At 39.1% G+C, this 24,053-nt stretch carries 22 protein-coding genes and 1 pseudogene; 11 read left to right on the top strand and 12 right to left on the bottom strand.

Annotated features, from left to right (window positions below):
• The 5 genes and pseudogenes from BP861_RS01105 to BP861_RS01085 form a co-directional block, all read left to right on the top strand.
• Positions 1-192, top strand: a pseudogene (locus BP861_RS01105) (UDP pyrophosphate synthase); the annotation flags it as partial.
• A 404-nt stretch (positions 193-596) separates the two neighbouring features.
• Positions 597-875 (top strand): hypothetical protein, encoded by a 279-nt coding sequence (locus tag BP861_RS01100; RefSeq protein WP_292371716.1) that lies wholly within the window; start codon positions 597-599, stop codon positions 873-875.
• 15 nt (positions 876-890) lie between these two features.
• The gene (locus tag BP861_RS01095) at positions 891-2,990 is read left to right on the top strand and encodes a thioredoxin domain-containing protein (protein WP_349680982.1); all 2,100 of its coding nucleotides are present in this window, start codon (positions 891-893) and stop codon (positions 2,988-2,990) included.
• Positions 2,991-3,051: 61 nt separating this feature from the next.
• Positions 3,052-3,282, top strand: coding sequence for a cytochrome b5 domain-containing protein (locus tag BP861_RS01090; RefSeq protein WP_292371714.1), 231 nt, complete (start codon positions 3,052-3,054; stop codon positions 3,280-3,282).
• 279 nt (positions 3,283-3,561) lie between these two features.
• Entirely contained in the window at positions 3,562-4,110 is a 549-nt protein-coding gene (locus BP861_RS01085; protein ID WP_292371712.1) for an adenylate kinase family protein, read from the top strand.
• 144 nt (positions 4,111-4,254) lie between these two features.
• Here the strand turns inward: BP861_RS01085 and BP861_RS01080 are convergent, their stop codons facing one another.
• The 5 genes from BP861_RS01080 to BP861_RS01060 all read right to left on the bottom strand — a co-directional run bounded on the left by BP861_RS01080 (position 4,255) and on the right by BP861_RS01060 (position 9,415).
• Positions 4,255-4,647, bottom strand: coding sequence for a hypothetical protein (locus BP861_RS01080; RefSeq protein WP_292371710.1), 393 nt, complete (start codon positions 4,645-4,647; stop codon positions 4,255-4,257).
• Positions 4,648-5,253: 606 nt separating this feature from the next.
• Positions 5,254-5,775, bottom strand: a complete 522-nt coding sequence (locus tag BP861_RS01075) for a nicotinamide-nucleotide adenylyltransferase (RefSeq protein ID WP_292371707.1) — start codon at positions 5,773-5,775, stop codon at positions 5,254-5,256.
• 48 nt (positions 5,776-5,823) lie between these two features.
• Positions 5,824-6,864 carry a F420H2 dehydrogenase subunit FpoF gene (gene fpoF, locus BP861_RS01070; protein ID WP_292371705.1) on the bottom strand — a complete coding sequence of 347 codons (1,041 nt, stop codon included), beginning with the start codon at positions 6,862-6,864 and terminating at the stop codon, positions 5,824-5,826.
• Between the two features lie 87 nt (positions 6,865-6,951).
• Positions 6,952-7,938, bottom strand: coding sequence for a 5,10-methylenetetrahydromethanopterin reductase (gene mer, locus BP861_RS01065; RefSeq protein ID WP_292371703.1), 987 nt, complete (start codon positions 7,936-7,938; stop codon positions 6,952-6,954).
• A 568-nt stretch (positions 7,939-8,506) separates the two neighbouring features.
• Positions 8,507-9,415 carry a TolB family protein gene (locus BP861_RS01060; protein ID WP_292371701.1) on the bottom strand — a complete coding sequence of 303 codons (909 nt, stop codon included), beginning with the start codon at positions 9,413-9,415 and terminating at the stop codon, positions 8,507-8,509.
• A 1,574-nt stretch (positions 9,416-10,989) separates the two neighbouring features.
• Here BP861_RS01060 and BP861_RS01055 point away from each other — a divergent pair.
• The 6 genes from BP861_RS01055 (at position 10,990) to BP861_RS01030 (ending at position 15,712) form a co-directional block, all read left to right on the top strand.
• Complete coding sequence (locus tag BP861_RS01055) at positions 10,990-11,886, top strand: right-handed parallel beta-helix repeat-containing protein (RefSeq protein ID WP_292371699.1); 897 nt, start codon at positions 10,990-10,992, stop codon at positions 11,884-11,886.
• A gap of 594 nt (positions 11,887-12,480) precedes the next feature.
• A complete protein-coding gene (locus BP861_RS01050; protein WP_292371697.1) occupies positions 12,481-13,164 on the top strand; it encodes a flavodoxin family protein in 684 nt (227 codons plus the stop codon).
• 92 nt (positions 13,165-13,256) lie between these two features.
• Positions 13,257-13,895, top strand: coding sequence for an archaeoflavoprotein AfpA (gene afpA / locus BP861_RS01045; RefSeq protein WP_292371695.1), 639 nt, complete (start codon positions 13,257-13,259; stop codon positions 13,893-13,895).
• A gap of 44 nt (positions 13,896-13,939) precedes the next feature.
• Positions 13,940-14,446, top strand: coding sequence for a ferritin-like domain-containing protein (locus BP861_RS01040; RefSeq protein ID WP_292371693.1), 507 nt, complete (start codon positions 13,940-13,942; stop codon positions 14,444-14,446).
• A 596-nt stretch (positions 14,447-15,042) separates the two neighbouring features.
• Positions 15,043-15,180, top strand: coding sequence for a hypothetical protein (locus BP861_RS01035; RefSeq protein WP_292371691.1), 138 nt, complete (start codon positions 15,043-15,045; stop codon positions 15,178-15,180).
• 403 nt (positions 15,181-15,583) lie between these two features.
• Entirely contained in the window at positions 15,584-15,712 is a 129-nt protein-coding gene (locus BP861_RS01030) for a hypothetical protein (RefSeq protein ID WP_292371689.1), read from the top strand.
• A 172-nt stretch (positions 15,713-15,884) separates the two neighbouring features.
• Here the strand turns inward: BP861_RS01030 and BP861_RS01025 are convergent, their stop codons facing one another.
• The 7 genes from BP861_RS01025 to BP861_RS00995 all read right to left on the bottom strand — a co-directional run bounded on the left by BP861_RS01025 (position 15,885) and on the right by BP861_RS00995 (position 23,722).
• Positions 15,885-16,517, bottom strand: coding sequence for a cyclase family protein (locus BP861_RS01025; RefSeq protein ID WP_292371687.1), 633 nt, complete (start codon positions 16,515-16,517; stop codon positions 15,885-15,887).
• Positions 16,518-16,680: 163 nt separating this feature from the next.
• The gene (locus tag BP861_RS01020) at positions 16,681-17,673 is read right to left on the bottom strand and encodes an isocitrate/isopropylmalate dehydrogenase family protein (protein WP_292371685.1); all 993 of its coding nucleotides are present in this window, start codon (positions 17,671-17,673) and stop codon (positions 16,681-16,683) included.
• Between the two features lie 65 nt (positions 17,674-17,738).
• On the bottom strand, positions 17,739-18,299 hold the full coding sequence (locus BP861_RS01015) for a manganese efflux pump MntP family protein (RefSeq protein WP_292371682.1): 561 nt from the start codon (positions 18,297-18,299) through the stop codon (positions 17,739-17,741).
• Between the two features lie 335 nt (positions 18,300-18,634).
• Entirely contained in the window at positions 18,635-19,036 is a 402-nt protein-coding gene (locus tag BP861_RS01010) for a hypothetical protein (protein WP_292371680.1), read from the bottom strand.
• A 575-nt stretch (positions 19,037-19,611) separates the two neighbouring features.
• Positions 19,612-20,496: a DUF7714 family protein gene (locus tag BP861_RS01005; protein ID WP_292371677.1), complete on the bottom strand. Its 885-nt coding sequence runs from the start codon at positions 20,494-20,496 to the stop codon at positions 19,612-19,614.
• A 24-nt stretch (positions 20,497-20,520) separates the two neighbouring features.
• Positions 20,521-21,018: a homoaconitase small subunit gene (hacB, locus tag BP861_RS01000; RefSeq protein WP_292371675.1), complete on the bottom strand. Its 498-nt coding sequence runs from the start codon at positions 21,016-21,018 to the stop codon at positions 20,521-20,523.
• Between the two features lie 181 nt (positions 21,019-21,199).
• The gene (locus tag BP861_RS00995; RefSeq protein WP_292371673.1) at positions 21,200-23,722 is read right to left on the bottom strand and encodes an oligosaccharyl transferase, archaeosortase A system-associated; all 2,523 of its coding nucleotides are present in this window, start codon (positions 23,720-23,722) and stop codon (positions 21,200-21,202) included.
• Between the last annotated feature and the right edge of the window lie 331 nt (positions 23,723-24,053).

Raw genomic sequence — 24,053 nt, 5'->3', positions numbered from 1 at the left:
TTCTGGCCAGAATTCCGAAAAATTGACCTTCTTCGTTCTATAAGGGTATATCAAGCTAGGAAAGCCGAGAAAAAGCAGGAGCAGTCATATAGGGCTTTAAAGGTTGTAAATTTCTTAGGAGTAAGAAATTATGAAGAAAAAACCGAAGAAATCGGACAGCTCCAGTCAATAAAGAAGCAAGGAATCTCCTGATATATTCTGCAAATCAATAGTTATATGGAATATCGAATGAAAGTGCCGTGTCAGTAAAATTATTTTCTTCTGAACTAAAGTATTGAAACCCAAAATGAAACAAATATTTATATTTAATAAGTTCTCTGACTACATTTTTCTAAAACAGCCTGTCTAACTTGTTAATATATTAGAAAAATAATCTCCTAGAATACCGATAATCTCTTAGAATACCGATATATTGATATTCAGGGGATGAATATTTAAAGTGGGGAAATTTGGCTATACCTAATTTTTCAATTTGCAAGCTTTACAGAAAGCTTGAGTAGGTTATCATTATATTGGGGATAAACTAGTTCACTCCAGAATTGGTCATTGATTTATAATGAAATCTATAGATATCGGTTTAAATCAGGGGAGTTAGAATGGATACTATTAACAAGTTAAATCTGCGTTCCTGCAGAACTTATTTTCGGAGAGCCGGGGAATCAAAATATTTCATACTTGCAAATTTGGTGCAAGGTTATTTCCAGTATTGTTTAAAATCACTGGAAATTGTGAGTGTAAGAGATAGAATAATTGTTGTTGCATTTTCCTCAGGCGCGGAGGCAATAGTGACTGTCACTTCCTTACCAAGGGAATGTATAGGAAAAGCCAAAGTGCTTAAAAACGGAATGCTTTCTTGGCAAGAAATATATATCTGAAGAAAAGCCGGAGGGATTTTACTGGGAGAAGAATACAGAAAGCCTAACCGTCTAATAAATGAAAAGAGCCCGTATCTCCTCCAGCATGCCTATAATCCTGTTGACTGGTATCCCTGGGAAGAAGAAGCTTTTGAGAAATCCAGGAGAGAAAATAAACCTATTTTTCTGTCAATTGGATATTCCACCTGTCATTGGTGCCATGTAATGGCTCATGAGTCTTTTGAAGATGAAGAGGTGGCAAGACTCATGAACAGGGCTTTTGTTTGCATAAAAGTAGACAGAGAAGAACGGCCGGACATTGACAATATTTATATGACAGTTTGCCAGATAATTCTTGGAAGAGGTGGATGGCCTCTTAATATTATTATGACTCCTAATATGAAGCCCTTTTTTGCAGGAACATATATCCCCAGAAATTCCCGTTTTAGCCAGACAGGAATGCTCGAACTCGTGCCCAGAATAGAAGAGATCTGGAACAGACAGCACGAAGAGGTCCTCGAGTCAGCTGAAAAAATCACATCCACTATCCAGAATATGATCTCCGAGTCTGCAGGAGAGTGCATAGGAGAATCAATAATTGAGGAAGCTTACGAAGAACTGCTGACTTCTTTTGACAATGAATACGGTGGTTTTGAAAGAGCTCCCAAATTCCCTACTCCACACAAAATTTTCTTTTTGCTCCGCTACTGGAGACGCAGCGGGAATCCCGAAGCTCTTTACATGGTTGAATATACACTGGAAAATATGTATAGGGGAGGAATCCATGATCATTTGGGTTCGGGTTTCCACCGTTACTCTACAGATAATAAGTGGATTGTCCCACATTTTGAAAAAATGCTATACGACCAGGCTCTTATCGCAACTGCATATACAGAAGTATATCAGGTTACCGGAAAGAAACTGTATAGGGAAGCAGCAGAGGGAATTTTCGATTATGTATTAAGAGATCTTACATCTCCGGAAGGTGGATTTTATTGCGGGGAAGATGCTGATGTTGAGGGAGAGGAAGGAAAGTATTATCTCTGGACTTTAGAAGAAGTCCGAAGTGTTCTTAGCCCTGAGGATTCTGAACTGATTACAAAAGTATTTAATCTCAGTGAAGTAGGTAACTTCGAAGAAGAAATAAGAGGTAAAAAGACCGGAACTAACATTTTTTATATGTCCCATTTTCTCGAAGCCCTGGCTTCCGAATTAAAAATTCCAGTTGATGAAGTCGAGAGCCGGGTAAAGCTGGCTAAAGAAAAGCTCCTATCAGTCCGGAATAAACGTAAAAGACCTGCAAAAGACGACAAAGTTCTGACTGATTGGAATGGACTTATGATTGCAGCTCTTGCAAAAGGTTTTCAGGTCTTTGGAGATGAGAAGTATCTGAAAGCTGCCGAAAGAGCTGCAGATTTTATTCTCAAGAGTCTTTACAGTCCTGATATACGATTGCTTCACCGATATAGAGAAGGAAAATCCGGCATTTCCGGAACTGCCGATGACTATTCATTCCTCATACATGGACTCATTGAACTTTACGAGGCAGGATTTAAACTGAATTATCTTAAAGCAGCCCTTTGCCTCAACAGAGAATTTCTCGAACATTTCTGGGATCCAATTCAGGGGGGTTTCTTCTTTACGGCTGATGACAGCGAATCACTTATTTTCAGGAAAAAGGAGTTTGCGGACGCAGCCATACCTTCAGGAAATTCTATTGAGATGCTGAATCTTCTTAGACTTTCTAGAATAACTGCAGATCCTAAACTGGAAGATAGATCTCAAGGGCTGGAACGAGCTTTTTCAAATCTCGTTGGAAAAATACCCTCTGGGTATACTCAGTTCTTATCAGCACTTGACTTTGGCTTAGGTCCAACTTATCAAGTGGTAATTACTGGAAAGCATGAATCTCATGACACTGAACACATGCTCGAAGAGCTCTGGGCTTACTTCATTCCTAATAAAGTGCTGGTTTTCAGACCTGAAGGAAAGGACCCTGAAATTACAACTCTGGCAAAATATGCGAAAGAACAGGTCCCTATAGAGGGAAAAGCTACCGCATACGTCTGCCAGAATTATCAATGTCAGCTTCCTACTACTGAGATCAATGAGATGTTAAGAATGTTAAATGTATGACTATAGCTAAAACTGAAGGTTTTGGTCATGAATTATTAATATTAAAATGGAGGTATGGAAAATGAAAGAGTACACACTTGAAGAACTTGCAGAACATAATGGTAAAAATGGTAAGATGTACATTGCCTATCAGGGTCAGGTCTATGATGTCTCAGACAGTTATTTATGGGAGGGTGGTACCCACCAGGGACTTCATGATGCAGGAAAAGACCTTACTGAAGAAATGGACGAGGCCCCTCACGGACCTGAAATATTTAAGGATTATCCTGTTATCGGAACTTTGAAAGAATAAAATAGTTTGGACTGCGAAATACAGCTTGATAGGAAATATTTATTGAGGTCGTTTTCTCAAGTTTTATCTTTAAAATACTTTTTTATTCTTCATCAAGTTGTAGAAAAACCATTACAGAATAAACGGTTAGAGCTCCAATTTGAAAAAGCAAAAGATAACGGACGTCATTATGATCTAACCATATGAAATAATTTGTATGAAGATACTCAATAATAGTTTTCTCAAATAATCTTTCATGGCTGCATTAAGTATAATTGATATAAATTCGTTCTTTCTCCCATGTTAATAGGACTCACCGGTACTCCGGGGACTGGAAAAACCTCAGTAAGTAAGTTTCTTGAAAGAAAAAGGCACTGGAAAATAATCCACCTTAACGAAATGATCAAAGAAGAGCATCTTTACACCGAGATCGATGTGGAGAGAGATGCGGTTATTGCGGATATGGAACTTGTCAGGAAGCGCCTTGAAGATATTATTGGTGGAAAGGAAAATGAGGTAATAGTTCTTGAGAGTCATCTTGCCCATTACATCGCGGACATTGTGATTGTACTCAGAGTATGCCCTCCTGAATTGGAAAGAAGGCTGAAAGCACGCGGCTATTCGGAAGAGAAAATAAGAGAAAATATTGAGGCTGAAGCTCTCGATGTTATCTTGGTTGAAGCTTTTGAATGGTGTGAGAAAGTCTTTGAAATAAATACGACAGGGAAAAGCATTGAAGAAACAGGACAGGATATAGAAAAAATAGTAGATCATATTTTAAACGGCGATGAAGAAGAACTGTCCGAGTATAAACCGGGATCAATTGATTGGATTGATTTGGTTCCTTAATTATTCTTAACTTAATTGTTTTTGAATTAAGAACAGAAGGAAATTGGTAAGGGATGTGGGGATTAGATCCCCGGAAGATTAACACTTCCTTTTCCCTTAAACTACTTAGTTACAACAGTCAGGACAATCGCCTGAAGGATATTTTTAGCATCTGACTTTTATCGTAACGGTTGCACAATCGGTTTTTCCATCCTTACCTTTTGTACAATATCTAAAACTGTCAGTGCAAAATTTACTGCATTTTGCTGGCTTTGTGTAGCAGAATTTACCGTTACTCTGCATACAGACCTTGCCGCCCAGTTTGGTAGTAAAACATCCTGTAGATGTAACTTTAAGGTTGCATCCTTTGTCATTACTCAGCACATTATAGCAACAGGATTTAGATTTACAATTACATGTAAATACATCGTTCCTTGCATCTGTTCTACACTTGTTCTTGCTGCATGCGGTGTCAAATGCAGCAGCAGCTCCTGTCATTGACATGACAAAGAAGACTAGTGTAAAAATACATATTGTCTTGAACATTCTTCTTTGCATTATATATCCTCCATAGTATTCACTCAATCACAAAATTTTCAAAGCTATTGGTTTAAAATCCAATTCTTACAGGTGATGAAAATATGATCTTCCGGACTAAACCCCCCGATTTATCAGGAAGATATATTTTCATATGATTGAGTGATCCTTCTACGATATTTCTTAACAAACAGTTTAATATTCAACTTTTTATTCTGATATTTCATGTACTTTTAACTTTTCTAAAAACAGGTACTTATCAATGTGTTTAGTTATAATACTGATTGCAGTAATTAACCTAGTATGTCTAATAAAGGTTAAATGTTAAAGTGTATTTTCACAAAACACAGAGAATTAAGGTCCCAAATTTCATGAAAAAGTTTTAAGAGTACACAAATAGGAATAGGATCTTCTTTTATTAAAAACTTTCTCTATTATGTGAGCAAGTTTAAACATTTCTCAAACTATTTGAACATTTTTAGCCCTTTCTTATGCTATAACTGTACTTGACTCTAAATATCTTCAAATACCGCAAATAAACACAAACGATTCAGTTTGTTGTAACACTGTCAATAAGGGATGAAAAAGAAACAGAATGAGACTTCTTTCTTATCAAATTAAAAAATATCATAATGAAGAATTGCTATCGCTGGCGGATACATTCCTGAGGCGAGTTACTCCATCTATTTCCTTGATAACTTCAACAACTGACTTTGGAACAAGGTGTTCCCATTTTTCCCCTGCAATCATCCGTCTCCGAATTTCAGTCCCTGAGTATCTCTCCCGGATATAAAGAGGAGATTCTTTTACACAAAATCCGGCTTCTCTAAAGAGCTGAATAACCAGTGGATTATTTGAGTACACTACTTCAAAATTAGGTGTCCGAGAAGCGACATGGTGAACCCAGATTGAGTTGTACCTGACGTCTTCAATGGGAAGAACATAGTGTCGAATAGGGAGATTTTCAAGTGCGTTGTATAGCATCAGCACTCTTTCCCCTGCCGTAAACGGATCAGTGGGTTCGTGACTTTTCTGGGCACTTCCTACTCCTACAACCAGTTCGTCGACTTCTTCCGCAATCTGCTTAATTATGGCATGATGCCCGAAATGATACGGTTGAAAACGTCCAATATAAAAAGCTCGCACCATCCCGGGTCCCATCCTCTGATTGTACCTTATATTCTCAATATTATGAATTCAGACCGTTTCGTTACGGATTCCGGTCTCAAAGCTAAACTCTTTACAGACTTCCTTAAAGTGTTCAGCATTATTTTTACGCTTCATATCAATAAGCTTTCCGACAAGTTCAAGGCCAGGTTTGGGATCTTCCATGATCTCCATTTCTTCGCGAACCATCTCAAAATATTCCTCTCCGATCTCGGTCCTTATAAAGACTGAGTTCCATCCTTCTGGAGCACCAACAGAGCCTACAGAAATATCGGCAAAGACCGAAGTGTAGTCACAGCAGTGATGGCAGGGGTTGCGAGCGTATTTGGCTACATCTTTAATAGGTACGGAGTGAACCTCACCGTCATTAGTGTAGACCCAGAATTTACCTTTGGTGAATTCCATCTTCCTGACATCTTCTATCTTGACTTTCATAATCTCCGGGATTATTTTCTCAAGCATTACGTCATGATGGAAACTTTCCATACAGAGTAATCCGATAATTAGAACGATTTTTTCGCTTACATTTTCTCGAATCAGCCGTGCAGAATGAGCTTGGCAGGGGACCCCAACAACTGCAATTCGATCGTATTTTTGGAAGGCTTCTCTTAGGGCTGCTACAACCGGGTCAGAAGTGTACTTGGTTCCTTTTGTTCTCTCTACATCCTCAGCGCTTGTCAATAGAACTACTTCAGATTCCCATTTTTCGTTTCGAGTAACTCCTATGGCACAGTCGATTTTTCCCTGTTTAAAAAGAGATTTAAGGATTCCACTGGTAACTCCTCCATCCTGGCTGCCGATATTATCTTTGGACCTGGCAGCAAAAAACTTGCGCACATTTGCAAGTTCATTCTCGATGAAGCCGTCTACCACTGGGCAGATTCTGCTGCAGGTTAAACAACCTTCACAGACTAAATATCCAGCTCCTTTCTCATACAGGCTCAGATCGTTTGGGTCACGAATTTCTGCCGCCTTCTTTACAGTTACAGCCCCTATCGGACATACGGCCTCGCATGCTCCGCAAGCTGCGCATATGTCATGTTCAATGACTTCTGCAATTTTTGGTGGCAATCAGTTCCCTCCAATACCTCAATTTACTTGCCTTACGGCAAGATATTTAATATAAAATATTTAAAAATATAAGAAGATGTAATAAAATTACATCTTTGCAATGATTTCTTTACCTATAAGTTTTATTGCTTTTTCTTTGTCAGGACCGATCGGAGATCCGGCAACAATTTGGGTAACTCCGATTGCCTCGAGGTCTTTGATCCTCTTTATACAGTCTTCGGGAGTTCCGCAGATAGAAAATGCTTCGATCATCTGAGGTGTAACAAGTCCGCCCATTAAAGCCCCGAAGTCTCCCTTGGCAATGGCTGCACCTATCTGGCTCTTTGCTTCCACCGGAATCCCATGGCGTTCGAGAACAAGGTCAGGGGAGCCTGCTACAATGAAAGCAACCACTACTTTTGCGGCATTGACTGCCTTTACGGGGTCCTTATCAATTGAGAAACAAGCGTATGCTGCAACATCAACTTCGCTCGGATCACGGCCGGCTTTTTCGGCTCCTTTCTTAATCTGTTCGACAGCAACTTCGAAGTCCTTTGGATGGGAAGCATTAATAAGGACACCATCTGCGATCTCACCGGCAAGTTCGAGCATCTTGGGACCTTGTGCACCCATGTAAATTGGGACATTTCCAGCTTTGAAGGCAAGCTTGGCACCAGCGAACTTAATCATTTCTCCGTCCATGGAAACCTTCTTACCTGAGATAAAATCTCTAATTGCATGGATTGCTTCTTTGGTGGTTGCAAGAGGCTTTTCCCATGCGATGCCCATAGCATCGAAGGTTGCTTTGTCTCCGGGTCCAAGACCGAGAACTGCCCTGCCGCCTGAGATTTCGGCAATTGAGGCAATACTGGATGCAGTAATTGCGGGGTTTCTGGTGTAGGAGTTTGTAACACCGGAACCGATCTTGATACTGTTAGTGTTCAGGGCGAGAACGGTAAGAGTAGAATACACATCACGGTTGTTGTAGTGGTCAGTGATCCAGACATAGTCGAATCCCTGTTGTTCTGAGAGCTTTGCGTAATATGCGATCTTTAATGCAGGATCGCTCGGCACAAATTCGATTCCGAATTTCATCTCAAATTACTCCTAATTACTGTCTATTGGTAAATGGGTCCGTTTTTGTCCCCAAAGTACTTCATTTAAATAATAATTAATATCCATTATAATGGATATTAATTATGATCCTTTACTGAATTCACATAACAGTATTTAAGAGTCTATATATATTTAACTGTATTAAACTAATTGTATATAATTCTCTTGATAACATTTTCCTGTCCATTTTTCCTTGTATTTTTCATTATTTTCAAGCCTGAACCACTTAACAAAGATCAACTCCTAAATATTTTCTCCAAAAACTGGCATTGACAACCTTAATTTCAAGTTATACCGGTTTTAACCATTTGAAAGAGAAGAAGTTTTTTAAGAAAATGATTCTTTTGAATCTGGCAAAAGGTTTATATTGGAAAAAAGCATGCCGTGATGACTTGTTGAACGGTCTAGTTTTATTATAAGAAAATTGAAAGAAAGCGTTAAAAAGAAGCTGTTTCTTCCTTTGCGCATAATTCAAAATACAAGCAGTCAAGTCGATACTTTATTTGATTATTTGATTATTTTCTCCTCGCTTCAGTGCTGACTCCTGTCAGTAGTTTAACATATATATACTGCCAGAATCGGACCATACTATAACGTTTCCGGCTATAACCGGGGTTTGTGCGGTATTTCCAGAGGTCAACTGTTTGCTCTCTCCGGTATCTATATCATATACGTATAGATCACCTAAATCCATATTTGCAAGGTCGTTGTGTTTCAAATACACAACTTTGTTGCCACTTATGTCTGCCGGACCACCAGTATCATAACCAGTCCTATCATCGCCTGATGTAATTTCGGTCTGTTTCCCGGTAGTAATGTCGTACATACGGATATTACCCAGCCTAGTGTAGAAATCCGACCATATCACTTTGTCGCGATAAATATGTGAAAACATGTTGTCGCCATACTGGCTAACATCGATTGCTTCCTTAGTGGTAATATCATATACGTAAATCTGCGGGGTATCTTCAGCAGAATAAGAATCATAAGAGACCCTGTTAGCATAAATGTCTGGATTGTTTCCAGCTGCTATTTTCGTCTGCGTGGATGTAAATATGTCGCGTACGTAAATGTAGGAATCTGCACTCCAGACTATCCTACTTCCGTAAATAGCAGGAACGCTGTTGTTGTCTATGTCTTTTGTAATGTGAGACCTAGTTCCGGTTTTTATATCATACACAGTAAGCCTGGGGGCTTCACTGCTATCGTCATGCCAAACTAACTTGTTGTCTGAAATCGCTGGATGAGATGCTGAGGAAGAGTTAACTGTAGTTTCTTTTTTGGTTGTAAGGTCATAAACGTGAATAATACCATTATTTGTCCACGCTACTTTACCATCATCGATAGCAGGCTCAGACCCATTTCCAATTTTTGTATATTTTTCGGCTGAAGCCACTGTTGATATCAGAATCAAAAACATGAGAACTAATGATATCGAAAATAATCTGCTTTTCATTTTACCCCACCATATGCAATTAATAAAGCCTGAGTCTTTTCTGATTTTATTATAGCAACACAAATTCATATGACTTTGATTTATATGTAACAATCTAGTTTACTTATTGATTTATAGCGTTATTTTTTATATAATTAAAAGTGCTCCCCAATATATAGTTATAGAAGTAAAATGTATTCTAATTTTAATTGCATATCAATGTTCATTGGGAATTTGGCAAACTAAACTTTTTGTATCTATTTTCATGAGAATTTCCTTCATAGCGCTCGCGATAAATAATTTAAAGTCTTGCTGTTTCTGGGTTTCTGGTAAGGAAGATCTAAAAATAAAATTATGTTAATATTATTGGATAAAGTTAGTAACAAGAGAGAAAAATGGCTAAAAGAGAGAAAAGTTAATAACTGAGAATTAATTGTCCAGACTCAGCTCTCCCACACATGCTGAGAAATCTCCTTATGATTTAACAATATCTTTCTAAATCTTTAGAGGTTCTCTAATGAATTGGTCATAAAATATTTATTAAATGTTTTGTATTATAATATCCTTAAAACCAAGGCATCTCAATAATTAACTATTTTTTGCTTTGCTTCCCACCTGTATTCATTCAAATTTTGCCAAATTATTTTGACTAATTAACTCTGGATAATTCTCCATAATTTATTCATAAGTTACACAACTTGATATAAAGAATTAATTTGTAATATCTTTATTTTATCTTATTTATATATATTTTAATGTTTGAAGTTCGGTTAAGTAGCAAGGCAAAAATCCCAATATGGTTTCCAAGGTTTTTGAGATCCTATGCGCTATGTCTTCCAAACTCGTTTTTATTAAAGCATTAATATTATGACCATATTCCTATTTTTATTCCAGTGCATTTTTAAAATAGATACGTATATATTTAAATTATTACCCTCATTTAAATTATACAACGATTATTTAATCAAAATTATGACAATATATACAAAAATTATAAGCAAAATTTAACTTCTTTATCACTTTAAGCTCTTAAATAATAACACACTACGTAAATTTATTTAATAAAGTACCCAAAATATTTTATAATAGGACCACTTAACCAGAAGTGTCAACTCAAGAATTCAACAATGATGAATGAAATCTTTTAAAAAAAGAGAGTTGATCTGGCTAAGGGCCGTAATTAATGGAAAGTATTGACCAGAAGGCTGCTGTCCTGTGGTCAATAGCAAGTTTTGATTTATAGAAGCCAAAACTTCTAGTTTCCGGCTACCTCCAGTGACTAATCCCTATAGTGATTGGAGAGTGGAGACTCTGTGTGCAACGTGTCCGCCCCACTAAATCGCAGAGAACCGAATTGGATAGGTTCGAAAAATATTACGCAGACGTAATGGAATCTTAAATACCCGTATAGAGCCGACCTGATCAGGGAATTCTATTGAAGAATTCTAAAATCCCTACCTGATTAGATTAGTTCGGAAAAGTAAGTATTACGAGTACGTAATATGGAATTTTGAGAATTATTTGGGAAAGAGTACTACTGTATACGTTTTGATTTCACTTATATCCCTATAAAAATCCAACCCAAAGGTGATACGATGCTAAAAAGACAACTAGGAACCCTATTCCTGGTAACATGCCTTATTTTAACAACTGTACCGGCTGCCTTAGGCGCTTCGAGTACACAGGTGGTAACTGTTGCCGGAGACGGAAGTGGAGACTTCAATTGTGATGGAAAAGCTGATGACGTCCAGATCAACCAGGCGCTTGAATTTGCTGCACGGAACCCTGGCACAACTGTTCACCTTAAAGGCCCATTCACATATGATATAACCGATTCTCTTCGGATTGGTAGCAACACCATCCTTGAAGGAGATTCAGGTACAAAGATTAAGCTCGCTAAAGGACTACCAGTCTGGGGTGGGCGTGAAAGCAGTATTGCAGAAAAGAAAGCTATGCTCATGGTTCGAGGCAGTTCTGCAAACGATGTTACAATCAGAGATATAACTGTTGATGGCAGTCAGTCCGACTATTATTCTGGCGTCAGGCTCGGAACTTCCTGCTATAACATGGCAACTATAATAAACTGCAACGGATTAACAATTGAGAATGTTACATTCCAGAATGGATGTAATGATGCCATGCTTATCTCAAAATCCAGCAACGTATTGATAGATTCAGTAACTGTAAACAAATGCGGGCATGATGGTATATATGCCTATCATGTAAATGGTATTACAGTTAAAAATTGTAAATTTATTAACCGAACTAATTCGTCTGTCCGGTTCGATTCCGTTACCGACGGAGTAATGAAGAACAATGAATGTACAACGTCTGGTGGCGGATACGCAGGTTTGGAATTGCAGGGATCTCTTAAAAATATAGAAGCTTCCGGCAACTATTTCCATGACCTGCCTGCCCCTGCAGTAGTACGCTTAAACACAAAAGAAACCAACGTAAATATCCACAATAACAGAATTGAAAATTGTGGATAAGAAGTTTTATTCATTGGAAAACTCTCAGTTCGTTAACTGGGATTTAACCAATTTATTTTCTATATCTTCGGATCAGAAGTTAAAAATTAGCTATTTTACGTGAATTTCTAGGTTTACATAATTATAAAGACTTCTGGCTTTTTACATTACCATTAACAGTATTTCTTGTAATGCTCCTTTTTCGAACCATGCATTGTGTCTAAACAACGTATTTTATGAAACTGCATAATACTTATTTTCATTTTCTGATGTGTATCGCGTTTTATAGCCAATATTTCAGGAAATACCAAGTCGGCCAGTTTTTGGAATTTATAACACGTCAGCTTTATGAATATATAGATTAACTTTTCGGTGAAAGAGCCTTCAACATACCTTGATTGACATGGCAATTTACGCAAAGAATAGATCTATTCTTGAGACTTAGATTATCTACTTCTTTTCCCTAGCGTTCACATAAGCTTAAAGTATAAATAGCAAAAATTAAAAGATTAAAGTATAAAATTATTCAGGGATAAAATTATTTGCCCGAAAAACGTACCAGTATAAAGACATATTTGCATATAATTAATTTTTACTTATAATTCGGAGGGGGACATGCAAGAAACCGAAGCCAAACCGATACGGATTCTCGGAATATCCGGAAGTCCCAGGAATATGGCAACTGATTTTCTGGTCCGGGAAGCGTTGAAGATTGCAGAGGAGAAATATGGCGCAGAAACCGATTACTTTTCGTCCAAAGGGAAAAAGCTGAACTTTTGCATCCACTGTGACTTCTGTATAAGGACAAAGGAAGGCTGCATTCACAAAGATGATATTTCAGCCGAGCTCTACGACAAAATGATCTGGGCAGATGCCTGGATTATTGGAACTCCGGTTTATCAGGGAACATTGAGTGCTCAAACCAAAACAATAATGGACAGATGCAGAGCCGTAGTTGCCAAAGACCCAAAGGTTTTTTTGAATAAAGTCGGAATGGGCATTGCGGATGGAGGAGACAGGATTGGAGGACAGGAACTAGCAATTCAGGCTATCCTCAACTTTTATGTAATCAACGAAATGATACCTGTGGGAGGAGGCTCTTTCGGAGCCAACCTGGGAGGGACATTCTGGTCGAAAGACAAAGGGGCAGAAGGAGTTTCAGAAGATTCCGAAGGCATGAGAAGCCTTAGAAGGACACTAAAGAAGCTTGTCCAAACAACTCAAATTATAAAAAAAGCTACTTCAAAAATAAAATCCGAACTCCAACCCTCTGAAACGCCAAAAGAGGAAGGCAAATAACATAAACTTTGGAAGGACGAATTTTCAGTACTCAGTTTAATCAGAAGAGAAATAAATCCATGATTTGACAGAACTTTTAAGGGGGAATAATTTTGGTAGAACCATTAAATAAGAATATAAAGCGAATAGCATGGGGAATAACAGGTTCTGGAGACCAGATGATTGAGACCTATAGCATTCTGGTAGACATTAAGAGCCGAACAAATGTTGAAGCAATGGTTTTTCTCTCCAAAGAGGGCGAGACTGTAATGAAGTGGTATCACCTCTGGGATAAAATCCAGAAAGATTTTCCTAATTTCAAGGTGGATGCAGGCCCTAACTCTCCATTTATTGCAGGCCCGCTACAGATGGGATACTACGATTTCCTATTGATAGCCCCGGCAACTGCCAATACCGTAGCAAAAATCGTATACGGGATTGCAGATACCCTTGTTACAAACGCAGTCTCTCAGACTGCAAAAGGAGAAACACCTATTTTTATCCTGCCTGTAGACCAGAAAAGAGGGAGCGTAAAAACCTCTGCACCTAGCGGTAGAGCTTTTGAACTTAGTATGCGCGAAGTAGATGTTACAAACTCAGAAAAACTTGCACAGATGGAAAATATCACTGTGCTTGCAAGTCCCTACGAGATTTATGATATATTCGGGCTTGAGCGACCTTCTGAAGATATAATCCTTAAGGTGAAAGAACGAAAGAAAAAGAAAATTAAAGAAGAAATCGGGAAACTCTAAAGATGGTGTATTTGAAGATATAAGAAATCAGAGGGGGTAAAGTTGTGAAAAGTGCATATCAAAATGTAATAGAGGAAGTAGAAAATCTTAAAGGAATTGAAGAAGCCGTAGCTTTAGCAATCGAGAGAGAGAAAGAAGCGAGGGACTTCTACCTGAGTAAAGCCGCTTTAATGGACCGGCCGAAATTTAAGGAACTCTATGAGTACTTGGCAAATGAAGAAGTAAAGCATCTTAGCTACCTTGAAGAATACCGGAATAAGAAACATTTACCCGTAATAAGTACGGAAATTCCAAGTGGTCAGTCCTTCACCCCTGAGTTTGATATAGGTCGCATAAAAGGTGGAGAGATCACACTTGGGGATGCTGGCATCCTTGTTGCAGCCCTGAGACACGAGAGAAAAAGCGAGGATTTCTATTCTGAGGTCGCAAAAAGGGTTGAAGACGATAGCCTGAGAAATTTCTTCGAAATGCTGGCTGGCTATGAAAGGGGCCATTATGAGTTAATTGATGGCTTCCTGGAGGATATTACCAGGTTCCGGATGCAGACCTAAAATCTAGAAGAATTACGGGTAATATGGAAGCATAATCTGCCGAAGAGCTTTGAGGCTTATAGATCGTGACCTTTGAGGGGTAGAGGAAAAAGTGCTTGTGACAATGATACCATGTAGGGAGCACAGAAATAAATGTAAAAGAGATTGCTGAAGCCTGTCTGGGCTGTCTGCATGGAGATAGAACTGCTGAATCTTCGGGAAAGCCTTAGGAAGTCATATCATAAAAGAGATGCTTTATGTAACAGGTTCATCCACTTTTAATAATACGCTCTTTCCAACAAACGGCTACTTCCTGGAATACGGACTGCAGGTAAAAAACACAGACCATATGAAAAGAACTGATGATATACAGAAAGCTAGGAGAGCAGCTTGCAGCCGCCACAAAAAGCATTAATAATTATTTTATCCAAGCTCTCCTTTTAATATTTTCTTCTTTTTAATATTCTCTATTTTTTTGAAAATCTCGGTAAAGGTTTTCAGCCTTGATAGTCATATAAACTGGAATTTTTACTGGATTTCCTGCAAAAAATACTTTCACCCTGCTAGGCTGAGATTAATAAGTACTGAAGTAGTTTTTGGGAATAGAGGTGAATACAATGGAGGAAATATTCAAAGGATTGATTGAGCGTGCCCAGTATTATGAGCAGTTTGAAAGTTACAGAAACATAAATTACTCAGAGTACTTTGGAGATGTGCCTGTACTTAAATTAAAGACTCCTGCAATGGGTCTATAAGATAGGATTTGTTGACTGACATCTGACTGACATCTGAAAGTAGATCGATTCACATTAGAAAAAGCTGCGAATTAAAAAGCTGCAAAATCTCTAAAGAACTGGAGCGTTGAGAAGTAAGTTTCAAGAACAGGTAACTGAGATGTAAATCTCAAGAACAAAGGTTTTATGAAAAACCAAAAAAATAGTTATGTTGAAAAAATAATTACAGAAATCCACAGAAATTAAAGGCGGAGAGAAACTTACTTTTCAACCAGTTCCATTTCAGCCTGTAAGTTCTATTCCAACTCCATTAGATAAACTTTAAGGTTGATATTTAAAACTATTTTTTGAAATATCTGCTTCTTCAGTGACAAATATTTATAACTATGAGGGATAAATATCATGTGGATTTGGGGGAATCAACATGGACAAGTTTTTTGAAGATATTATCGAAAGAGCCCATTACTATGAGCATTTTGAACTTTTTAGAGAATATAAGCAAACATTCCAGAGAAATCAGGTAGGGAAAAGAAAGTCTGGAAGAAAGGAATAATTTTTAGGTAAGTACGAAAAACAACTTAAAAGCTAAAAATAAAAAATAGGAACTGAAAGGCAAAAATAAACCGGAAGGGCTTATTGAAACCGGAAGGTTGCCCTTCTAACTCTTTTTGATATCCGCTCTAATTATTATTTACTGCCTTTCTTGGCCTTTATTCTGAAGTATATTATTCTCTAACAAGTATCACTCTTGCCGGAGCTCCATCCGTATCTATACGAAGAGGCAGACCTATGAATGTATATTCTCCTTCGTGGATACCGGTAAGATTGAGTCCTAGAAACAAAGTTGTATTATTTATAAGTAGTTCACGGACCTCATCGTCCCCTTCAGGTTCTTTAACGCTCAAGTAGTCAAATCCCAGGGTTTTAATTCCGGCATTGACGAGGTATTCAGCTGCATCCATTTTAAGGTGCACGTAATTCTCAAGGAACTTCACGTAACCAAGTGCCGAGTTCCTAGTCTTGAGAAGTACTATCTCTTCAGGCCCTATTTCAAACTCTTCAAGGTCCTGCCTGTGAATTTCACTTTCTACCAGCGTGAGATCAAAAACCCTGCACTTTCCATAAAAGTGATCAAGAGGCAGGTCAGCAACTCCTTCTTTTCCATCCCGAAGGTGCAACCTGGATTCTACATGAGTGCCTGTATGACTTCCCAAAGTCAGAATAGACTCGTTTACCTTATCCTTCGGGACAGAGGCATACCTCTGAATAGAAGGCTCCGGCTTTCCCGGAGATACAACCATTTCTTCTGTAATAGGTAATGAGACATCAAAAAATTGGCGCAGAATGAAACCCCCCATTCATTAGCGATAAATTAGAGTTTAAGTGCAGTCATTTTTGATAAAAATGTAACTGCGCTTATTATAGAAAGGGGATTAAAACGTTAAAAACTCTCCTCTGGCAGGAAGCCGATCAAATTTTTTCGGTTGAGCTTCTTTACTAGATTGAACTGCATTAGTTCTTTTATATACTATTTCTCACATATTCTGCAACCGCGTTTCCGACTTCCATTGTGCTGGCCGTTCCTCCCAAGTCAGGAGTGATAATTCTCTTTTGAATTATGTGGGCTATTGCCTCATCGATAATTTGAGCTCGAGTTTCTCCCATCCATTCCAGCAGCATCTTTACACAGAGGATTGCAGCAAGCGGATTTGCAATGCCCTTTCCGGCAATATCGGGCGCGCTACCATGTACAGGCTCGAAGAAGGCATATTTATTTCCTATATTTGCACTCGGGACAAGACCGAGACTTCCTACAAGCGCTGCACACATATCACTCAAAATGTCTCCAAAGAGGTTCGTCGTAACTACGATATCATACCTTTCAGGGTGCATCATAAGGTTGTAAGCCATCGAATCAACTAACATATCCCCATATTCTACACCGTTAGTGCTAGCGGTTTGACTGCAAACATCGAGGAAAAGCTTGTCTGATTTCAGGACATTGGATTTATGGACAATGGTCAGCTTATTTTTCCTTTTCTTTGCGAGCTTACAGGCATATTCTGCAATTCGCTCTGAGCCTTTTCGGGTGACGACTCTCTTCGTCCAGGAGAGGTCGGGCCCTATTTCCTCAATCCCAGAATACAACCCTTCGGTGTTTTCCCTGACAATGATAAAATCAAAGTCATTTTTCCCGGTGATTCCGGTTATGCCGGGAAGGGGCCTAACAGGCCTGATATTGGCATACAGATCCAGTTCCTTTCGGATAGTCAGGAGCACGCTTTTGTAATTAGGGTCAGGCACTGTGGTGATTGCCCCAAAAAGAACTGCATCACACTCTTTTATGATTTCCAAATCGTCATTTGATATTGAAGTCCCTGTTCTTTCCCACCGTCTATAGCCAAGCTCCAGGGGCACTTTCTCAAACTCAAGCCCAAAAGCATCAAGAACATTGACAGCTGCAGGGATTACCTCCCTGCCTATCCCATCACCTTCGATTACAGCCAGTTTCATATTAACTGCATCTATAGTTTAGGTATATGAATCTGGCGTAACTTTTGAGGTTTTTTAGGGGCCTCTCAGATCCAGAGCAGGTGTTCGGCGAGAATTTTCCCGCCTATCCCTATAAGTATCAGCCCTCCGATAATCTCGACTTCGTGCTCAAAGAAGTGGCCTATTCTGTACCCCAGGATTGCTCCGCAGAATGACATGAAAAAGGTCACACAGCCTATTATAATCGCAGGTTCAATGATAGGCGTGTTGAGAAAGGCAAAGCTAATTCCCACGGCAAGGGCGTCTATACTTGTAGCGATTGCGAGCACCAGAAGCACCGAATAATTGAGGGAATTTACCTTTCCATCAGGATCTCCGTAAAGAGCCTCATAAATCATTTTTCCTCCGATAAAGGCCAGAAGCCCAAAAGCAATCCAGGGAGCATAGTTTGATACAAAGCCGCTTACTGCGCTCCCCCCAAACCAGCCCAGCACAGGCATTAAAGCTTGAAATCCTCCAAAAAAGGAAGCTAGTTTTAGGGCATCCTTGAGCCTGAAAGGCCTTATTGTGGTACTGCTGGACATGGAAACTGCAAATGCATCCATTGAAAGCCCGATTCCTAAAAGGAAACTAGTCAGGAAGGACATTAAGTGATTACTCCAATTTCGTTTTATAATGAAATTTTTCGGGATGATTAGAAATCTTTAGCACATGAGGACATTTGAAAATAGAATCCCTCAAAATGTCTATATACCGTGGTTATTCCCTTTTGATGACCCAATAAATCTGCAATCAGATTTAAAACTATGTCTTCGTTATGGTTACTGATGAAAAATAATATGGAGGTGGTCAGGGGCAGCCAGACCTCGCCAAACTGCAGGCAGACTAAGTTCAAAAAGTCTGCATAAAAAGACTAGAACGGACAGTGTTCAAATTTAATCGTGGCGTGGATAATTTCACTCTGCTTATATCTTGATTCTGCTCATACCTTAATTTCAGATTTTTCTTCAACTATTGTTTTTGTTTTATTACCCGATCTCCCTGCTATCTCTTTCCTATATACAGTGTACTTACCGGTGCCATCATAAGAAATAGCGTATTTATACTGACTTCCATTAAAAAACTTAAAGCCTTTTTTGTAAAATGCCGGATATTCTACAACACGCAGTGGATCAAGCGAATAGCGCTGGTATATATTGTCATCTGCGAAAGTTTTAACCCAATCAGGTACCAGGTTCACCTGTTGATATTTCTCCTGAATATTACGTCCGATAACTGTATTATAAGCAAGCGAAGCCCGCACTGCAACCATTATAAACACGAACTTCAGCAAGATAACCCCCGCAAAGAATCCAACAAGCCATGCAAGCATGAGCAAAAGCATAACATTAACCCCCCAGACTTAATTTTATTTTGTACTCCGCTACCTGCCTCCGATTTCATGAAGTCACTTAAATCTTTGACGTTCCCCTCAATCCCCTTAATTCACGAGTGTCGCTTGCAGGTCAATCATTTAAGACTATGTCTTTACGAGATAATAAGATTTTCTAATTTTAGAAGAAATCAACTTTTAATACAAAAAAGTATGTATATATAGAAAAATCTTTTACAATTTAGTCATAGAGATCTAATACTCAAAGTTACTCAGATTCTCTCACAGAAGATGGTTCCTGACAAATATTCAGTGAATATCCACAGTTCGTATTAAAGCGAACGTTTTGCGGCAAAAAACTTAAAAGCTTACCATTATTACCCGACCTCTATGAGTGACTCTATCCTAGATATTTATCATCAACAGTTGATGGAAATAGGAAGATAGAAACAGGCAGCATCACTGCTCAAAAAGGTACTATATGAGCAGGACATTTTGCACAGGACAATTTTAAATTATCAGTTTACCTGTGCAAATTTCCCTTAAGTAAATTTAATAGTTTTGTAATTGGATTTTTATTAATACTCTTATACCTTCGTTTGGCTGTTTAGTTCCTCTGAACTCTGCCTAAGCTTGCTTACGAGTTTTCGGATAGCTTCAGCAACCTGGTACTCCGATGCTCCCCAGTGGACTACAGCTCCATCAAAACCCGAGATTTTTACAAGCCCAGAATTCTCAGACCTACAGCAGCGGGTAATAAACGATTTCGAGGGCACAACTATTTCGGACTTGAAAGGACAGATATTTACAAAGGAATACTCAAGTTCAGGAAAACGCATTTCAAAAAGAGTCTTTGAAATCTCGCATCCTACCAATAAGTGTCCATTTTCTGTGAGTACATCTGAATCCAGGCATTTGCCTTCCAGTCCCGATGCACTGCATGGGAAAACAGTATTTTTTCCTTCGAAACGCCTGAGGTCAATTACCTTTTCAGTAAACTTGATTTGTAGATCCCCGAAAATTCCACTGGCTTCAAGCCTTCTCACAACGAGGGAAAGCCAGGAAGGATAAGGAGGAGCAACGTCAAGGATTTCGAGCTCAAGAATGCTTGAAAGGTCAGGATCATGAACAAAAGTAACGTGCTTATCCATACCCGTAAAAATTACTGTGTTCACTTTGCCGGTACAGAGTTTTTCTGAAGTCTCGATCAGGAGTGTGCGGTCTTTTATATTCAGTTCCCTGTCATATTTTACAACCTCTTCTCCTGAGGCTATCATTTCTAGAGCTTCAACTTTCCTGAGCAGTCCCTCTCCGCTTTTCTTCACGTGATATACTGCATATTCGCAGCTGCCTGTCTGAGGATTTTCCCTTTCTGTAATCAGGTAGTCAGTCAGGAAATAGATCGGCTCCTCAGTTTTCGGGCAGAAGGATTTTGTTACGCCCACATTCTTATATTCATTAGGAAATATCATCGGTATCGGTTTCTTTGGATCAAATTATTTACTTTGCTCGCTCTGAATTTTCTTCCTGTGAGCTACAAGCCCACCGTCAGCAAGTATCTGGAGCAGGAAATCCGGCAGTTTATTTCCTCGGAAAGTGCCTTTCCCTGAAACTGTAACCTCGCCTTTTAGCAGGTCAACCCTGATCTCGTCGCCTTCTTGGCACTCGATATCAGCTTCTATAAGAGGCAACCCCACATTGATCGCATTTCTAAAAAAGATCCTTGCAAAAGATTTTGCGACAACGCAGTCTACACCTGCATGTTTTAAAGCGAGGGGAGCCTGTTCTCTTGAGGAGCCACAGCCAAAATTGCTACCTGCTACAATAATATCTCCTGGTTTTACCTTTTTTGCAAACTCGGGGTCAATGCCTTCCATTGCATGAGCTGCAAAAACCTGCATATCCTTTGTCCGCAGGTATTTTCCGGGAATGATTACATCTGTATCGACATCGTCTCCGAATTTCCAGACTCTACCTATGATAGGTTTTTCCATTGCACTTCACCTGCGAAATAGGTTTTTTTAATAGTATTTCTAGATAGCGGGAAAATGAAGTAAAAATTTTTCCAGATCCGGCTTAAAAACAACGTTGAAAATGTAGAATCAATAAAATAAAGGCAAAAAAGAATTAGAAATAGAGGTGCAGGAGAGTGGTAATAGCACACTCCGTACTGTTTTATACCTTTATTTCTTCTCCTTTTAACACTGCTTCTTCATTTACTCTCACTTCTTTTGTCGTATCGCCATAACTCAGCACATAGGGGCCTGAGGGTGCAGTATCGAACTGTGTCTCGCCTTTAATTGGTCCCTCAGTCGAATAAGGCAATGTAAATTCGTACCTTCCCTGAGAATCTGCAGTCGTTGACTGCGAGTACTCAAAGGTTCTTCCCTGATTCGTAAGAATTGTCGTGCTTATTTTAACAGTCTCATTTGGGGAAGCCGTTCCTGTTATTCTTGCACCTTTGACGTACTCGAAGATCTTGACATAACCCGTATCCACTTCAGGGAGCTTGCCTCCATAGAAGTAATTGTAGACCTGTTTATATCCGACTTCGTCAGTTTGGCTGGCTCCTGTTTCGTGAACCATCCTGTACTGCTTCAAGCCGTTTGCATCAAAAATATGGAGTTTTGCTTCCATGGAATCAAAATATCGGGTTGAAGGTATGGTCTGATATTGGTTACCTACCCTGTAAGCCTGATAGTACCCTTCAGTATCAAGAGTCCAGGCAGGCATTGCCCCAAATATCTCTGTAGCCATTCTAGCATCAGACATTATGTAACGTGCACCCATCTTGTCAGGCCTTGGATCTATAGCTTTGAGTACGGCAGTTGCTTCTTTTTCGGATGAGGCTGTGAAGAAGGTTGCAGCACCTGGCCGGTTTTCTTCATCAATGCTTACGCTGCGACCTCCTACTCCTGCCTGGAACGGGTTCGCATTTGGCATCCTGTGCCCTATTGTCTCTATGTAGTGTCCATAGTCCCACCAGGACATAACCCCATATGCCGTATCAGGATACTGGAACATCTCTCCGTTTTTCGGGGCTTCATAAATGGCATTGTAGTTCATTCCGGGATCAGGGGTGTTTGAGTGAAGCCACTCTGTGCCTTCCATCCACCATTCATTAGGATCATTTGAGCCAGTTGTATATAGCATTGCAGATCCATACGCTGGATAAATGAGAAATACGACTATAACCAGGACTGCAAGAACCTGCTCTACTTTGATGAATTTAAAAGCCTTCGGGATATCTGCAGGCGATTTTACATTACTTTTGAACTTCTGGTCAAGTTCATTCCATTTTGCTTTTTCAAGTAAAAGTCCTCCGAGATATGCACTCAGGATTGAAACGTTTACTGAATAGTAGTATGCAAATCTGTTCTGGCCGTAAATTGCAAGGAGAATAAAGAAACTCCATACAAGAACTAGTAATTCCTGGGGTTTTTGTCTTCTGAATATATTTACAGCAAGGATAATCATCCCTAGCAGAGAAGCAAGAAACCCTGTCATTGTGAAATTTCCAAAAGCTCTTGTCAGGGTAAAGACGCCACCCTGGTAGAATATGGAAGTAACTTCGCCAATTGTGGAAGGCCCTCCCCGTTGAGTCCCAAAAACCGTGCTTGGTGCATGTATAATCAAGGAATAAAGGGATGGAGATACAATTTTAGCAATTATAAGTCCTAGAATTCCAGCTCCAAAGATTATTAGAGGGTAATAATAGGTTTTTATTTGTTTTCTTTTGAATTCTCTTTCAATTAAACTTAAAGCCACAAAGCCTGCCATTGCTCCAATAGCGGTGACTACATGGAACCAGGAATAATAATACAGAGAAAATCCCATATCCGGGTGGACAAAGGGAAGGATAAGTATAGTACTTACTAAACAGGTGACTATGCCTGTAAACCCCAGATAATCGCTGGACTCGTTCTGGAAGGTGTCTAATATATACTGGAATACTGCGTACACAAGAGCTATTAATAAGAAAAGTGATCCTCCTGGCCATGACAGCTGGTAAGCTGAATACATTACTCCAGCCAAAACCGAGTATACAAGAGGTTCTTTGAAGACAGTGAATTTCTTATTAAGCACATCTTCAAAACTCAGCTTTTTCTTCTTTGCCGAAATTAAAGCCAGCATGAAAAACATCATGAAGAAAGTACTGAATAACGATTCAGCAACATGATGGTCTGTCCAGCCAATCACTGATCTGGCTAAAAACTGCCCTGGAGCAAATGCTATCAGGATCGCAGCCAGAATTCCTGTTTTATGCCCTCCAAGGTATTTTCCTATGTAGTAAACTGGAATGACTGTAAGAGCTCCTAAAATTGCAGGGAAATATGCTCCTATAGTATTAACCAGTTGAGGGCTTGGATTTCCCATTCCCAGAATCAGGGAGGTAATTGCCATCATTTGATCGAACAATGGGCCAAAGTGTATGTAACTCCCGTTAGGATAATTGGTCATGGGATTGAAAAACATCCTGTGGGGGTAATTTTCAAGCAGGACGTTTAAAGTACGCATGTGGTACCAGGCGTCGTTTGTAGCGAACTTTACAAACCCATTGGGTAAGAATACTGTGTTTGAAGGAAGTGTTCTAACCCATAGAGATACAAAACCGATTATCGCAACCGCCAGAGTATAAGGCAAGCTGGATTTCATTTTCTTTTTGAATGATGATACAGGATGATCCTGAGAACTCATAATAATCCCCTTTAAGAGGTAAATTTTTGCGATTAAATATATAATTTATGGAAGAAGAAAATCATGTAGATACTATTATTGTCTGATGTAGGCAATTCAGTATGATTATTTATAATCTTATCTCATTCCTGTTCAGAAACTTCATACAGCTTTCATAATGACCGATCAGGACAGTCTTCAAGGAATTCCCATCGAAATTTTGCTTCTCCTTCCAGGAGACAGGCTTTCTCAATCTATCTACTTTGGAAACAGTAATAACTAGTAGGCTTTTTAACGGATGTGAAATATTTTTGCTTCTTTTAAGAAACCCTTAGAAATATAAAATAACTTT

Source organism: Methanosarcina sp. UBA411 (genome assembly GCF_002495725.1).
Taxonomy (GTDB): domain Archaea; phylum Halobacteriota; class Methanosarcinia; order Methanosarcinales; family Methanosarcinaceae; genus Methanosarcina.
Note: the sequence above shows the minus strand (reverse complement) of the source record. Positions and strands in the feature narration are given on the sequence as shown.

Bases quoted from the DNA above. Each gene is read 5' to 3' on its own strand.
- BP861_RS01100 (WP_292371716.1), top strand. From the start codon at position 597: ATGGATACTATTAACAAGTTAAATCTGCGTTCCTGCAGAACTTATTTT.
- BP861_RS01090 (WP_292371714.1), top strand. From the start codon at position 3,052: ATGAAAGAGTACACACTTGAAGAACTTGCAGAACATAATGGTAAAAAT.
- BP861_RS01085 (WP_292371712.1), top strand. From the start codon at position 3,562: ATGTTAATAGGACTCACCGGTACTCCGGGGACTGGAAAAACCTCAGTA.
- BP861_RS01080 (WP_292371710.1), bottom strand. From the start codon at position 4,647: ATGCAAAGAAGAATGTTCAAGACAATATGTATTTTTACACTAGTCTTC.
- BP861_RS01075 (WP_292371707.1), bottom strand. From the start codon at position 5,775: ATGGTGCGAGCTTTTTATATTGGACGTTTTCAACCGTATCATTTCGGG.
- mer (WP_292371703.1), bottom strand. From the start codon at position 7,938: ATGAAATTCGGAATCGAATTTGTGCCGAGCGATCCTGCATTAAAGATC.
- BP861_RS01060 (WP_292371701.1), bottom strand. From the start codon at position 9,415: ATGAAAAGCAGATTATTTTCGATATCATTAGTTCTCATGTTTTTGATT.
- BP861_RS01055 (WP_292371699.1), top strand. From the start codon at position 10,990: ATGCTAAAAAGACAACTAGGAACCCTATTCCTGGTAACATGCCTTATT.
- BP861_RS01050 (WP_292371697.1), top strand. From the start codon at position 12,481: ATGCAAGAAACCGAAGCCAAACCGATACGGATTCTCGGAATATCCGGA.
- BP861_RS01035 (WP_292371691.1), top strand. From the start codon at position 15,043: ATGGAGGAAATATTCAAAGGATTGATTGAGCGTGCCCAGTATTATGAG.
- BP861_RS01030 (WP_292371689.1), top strand. From the start codon at position 15,584: ATGGACAAGTTTTTTGAAGATATTATCGAAAGAGCCCATTACTATGAG.
- BP861_RS01025 (WP_292371687.1), bottom strand. From the start codon at position 16,517: ATGGGGGGTTTCATTCTGCGCCAATTTTTTGATGTCTCATTACCTATT.
- BP861_RS01020 (WP_292371685.1), bottom strand. From the start codon at position 17,673: ATGAAACTGGCTGTAATCGAAGGTGATGGGATAGGCAGGGAGGTAATC.
- BP861_RS01015 (WP_292371682.1), bottom strand. From the start codon at position 18,299: ATGTCCTTCCTGACTAGTTTCCTTTTAGGAATCGGGCTTTCAATGGAT.
- BP861_RS01010 (WP_292371680.1), bottom strand. From the start codon at position 19,036: ATGCTTTTGCTCATGCTTGCATGGCTTGTTGGATTCTTTGCGGGGGTT.
- BP861_RS01005 (WP_292371677.1), bottom strand. From the start codon at position 20,496: ATGATATTTCCTAATGAATATAAGAATGTGGGCGTAACAAAATCCTTC.
- hacB (WP_292371675.1), bottom strand. From the start codon at position 21,018: ATGGAAAAACCTATCATAGGTAGAGTCTGGAAATTCGGAGACGATGTC.
- BP861_RS00995 (WP_292371673.1), bottom strand. From the start codon at position 23,722: ATGAGTTCTCAGGATCATCCTGTATCATCATTCAAAAAGAAAATGAAA.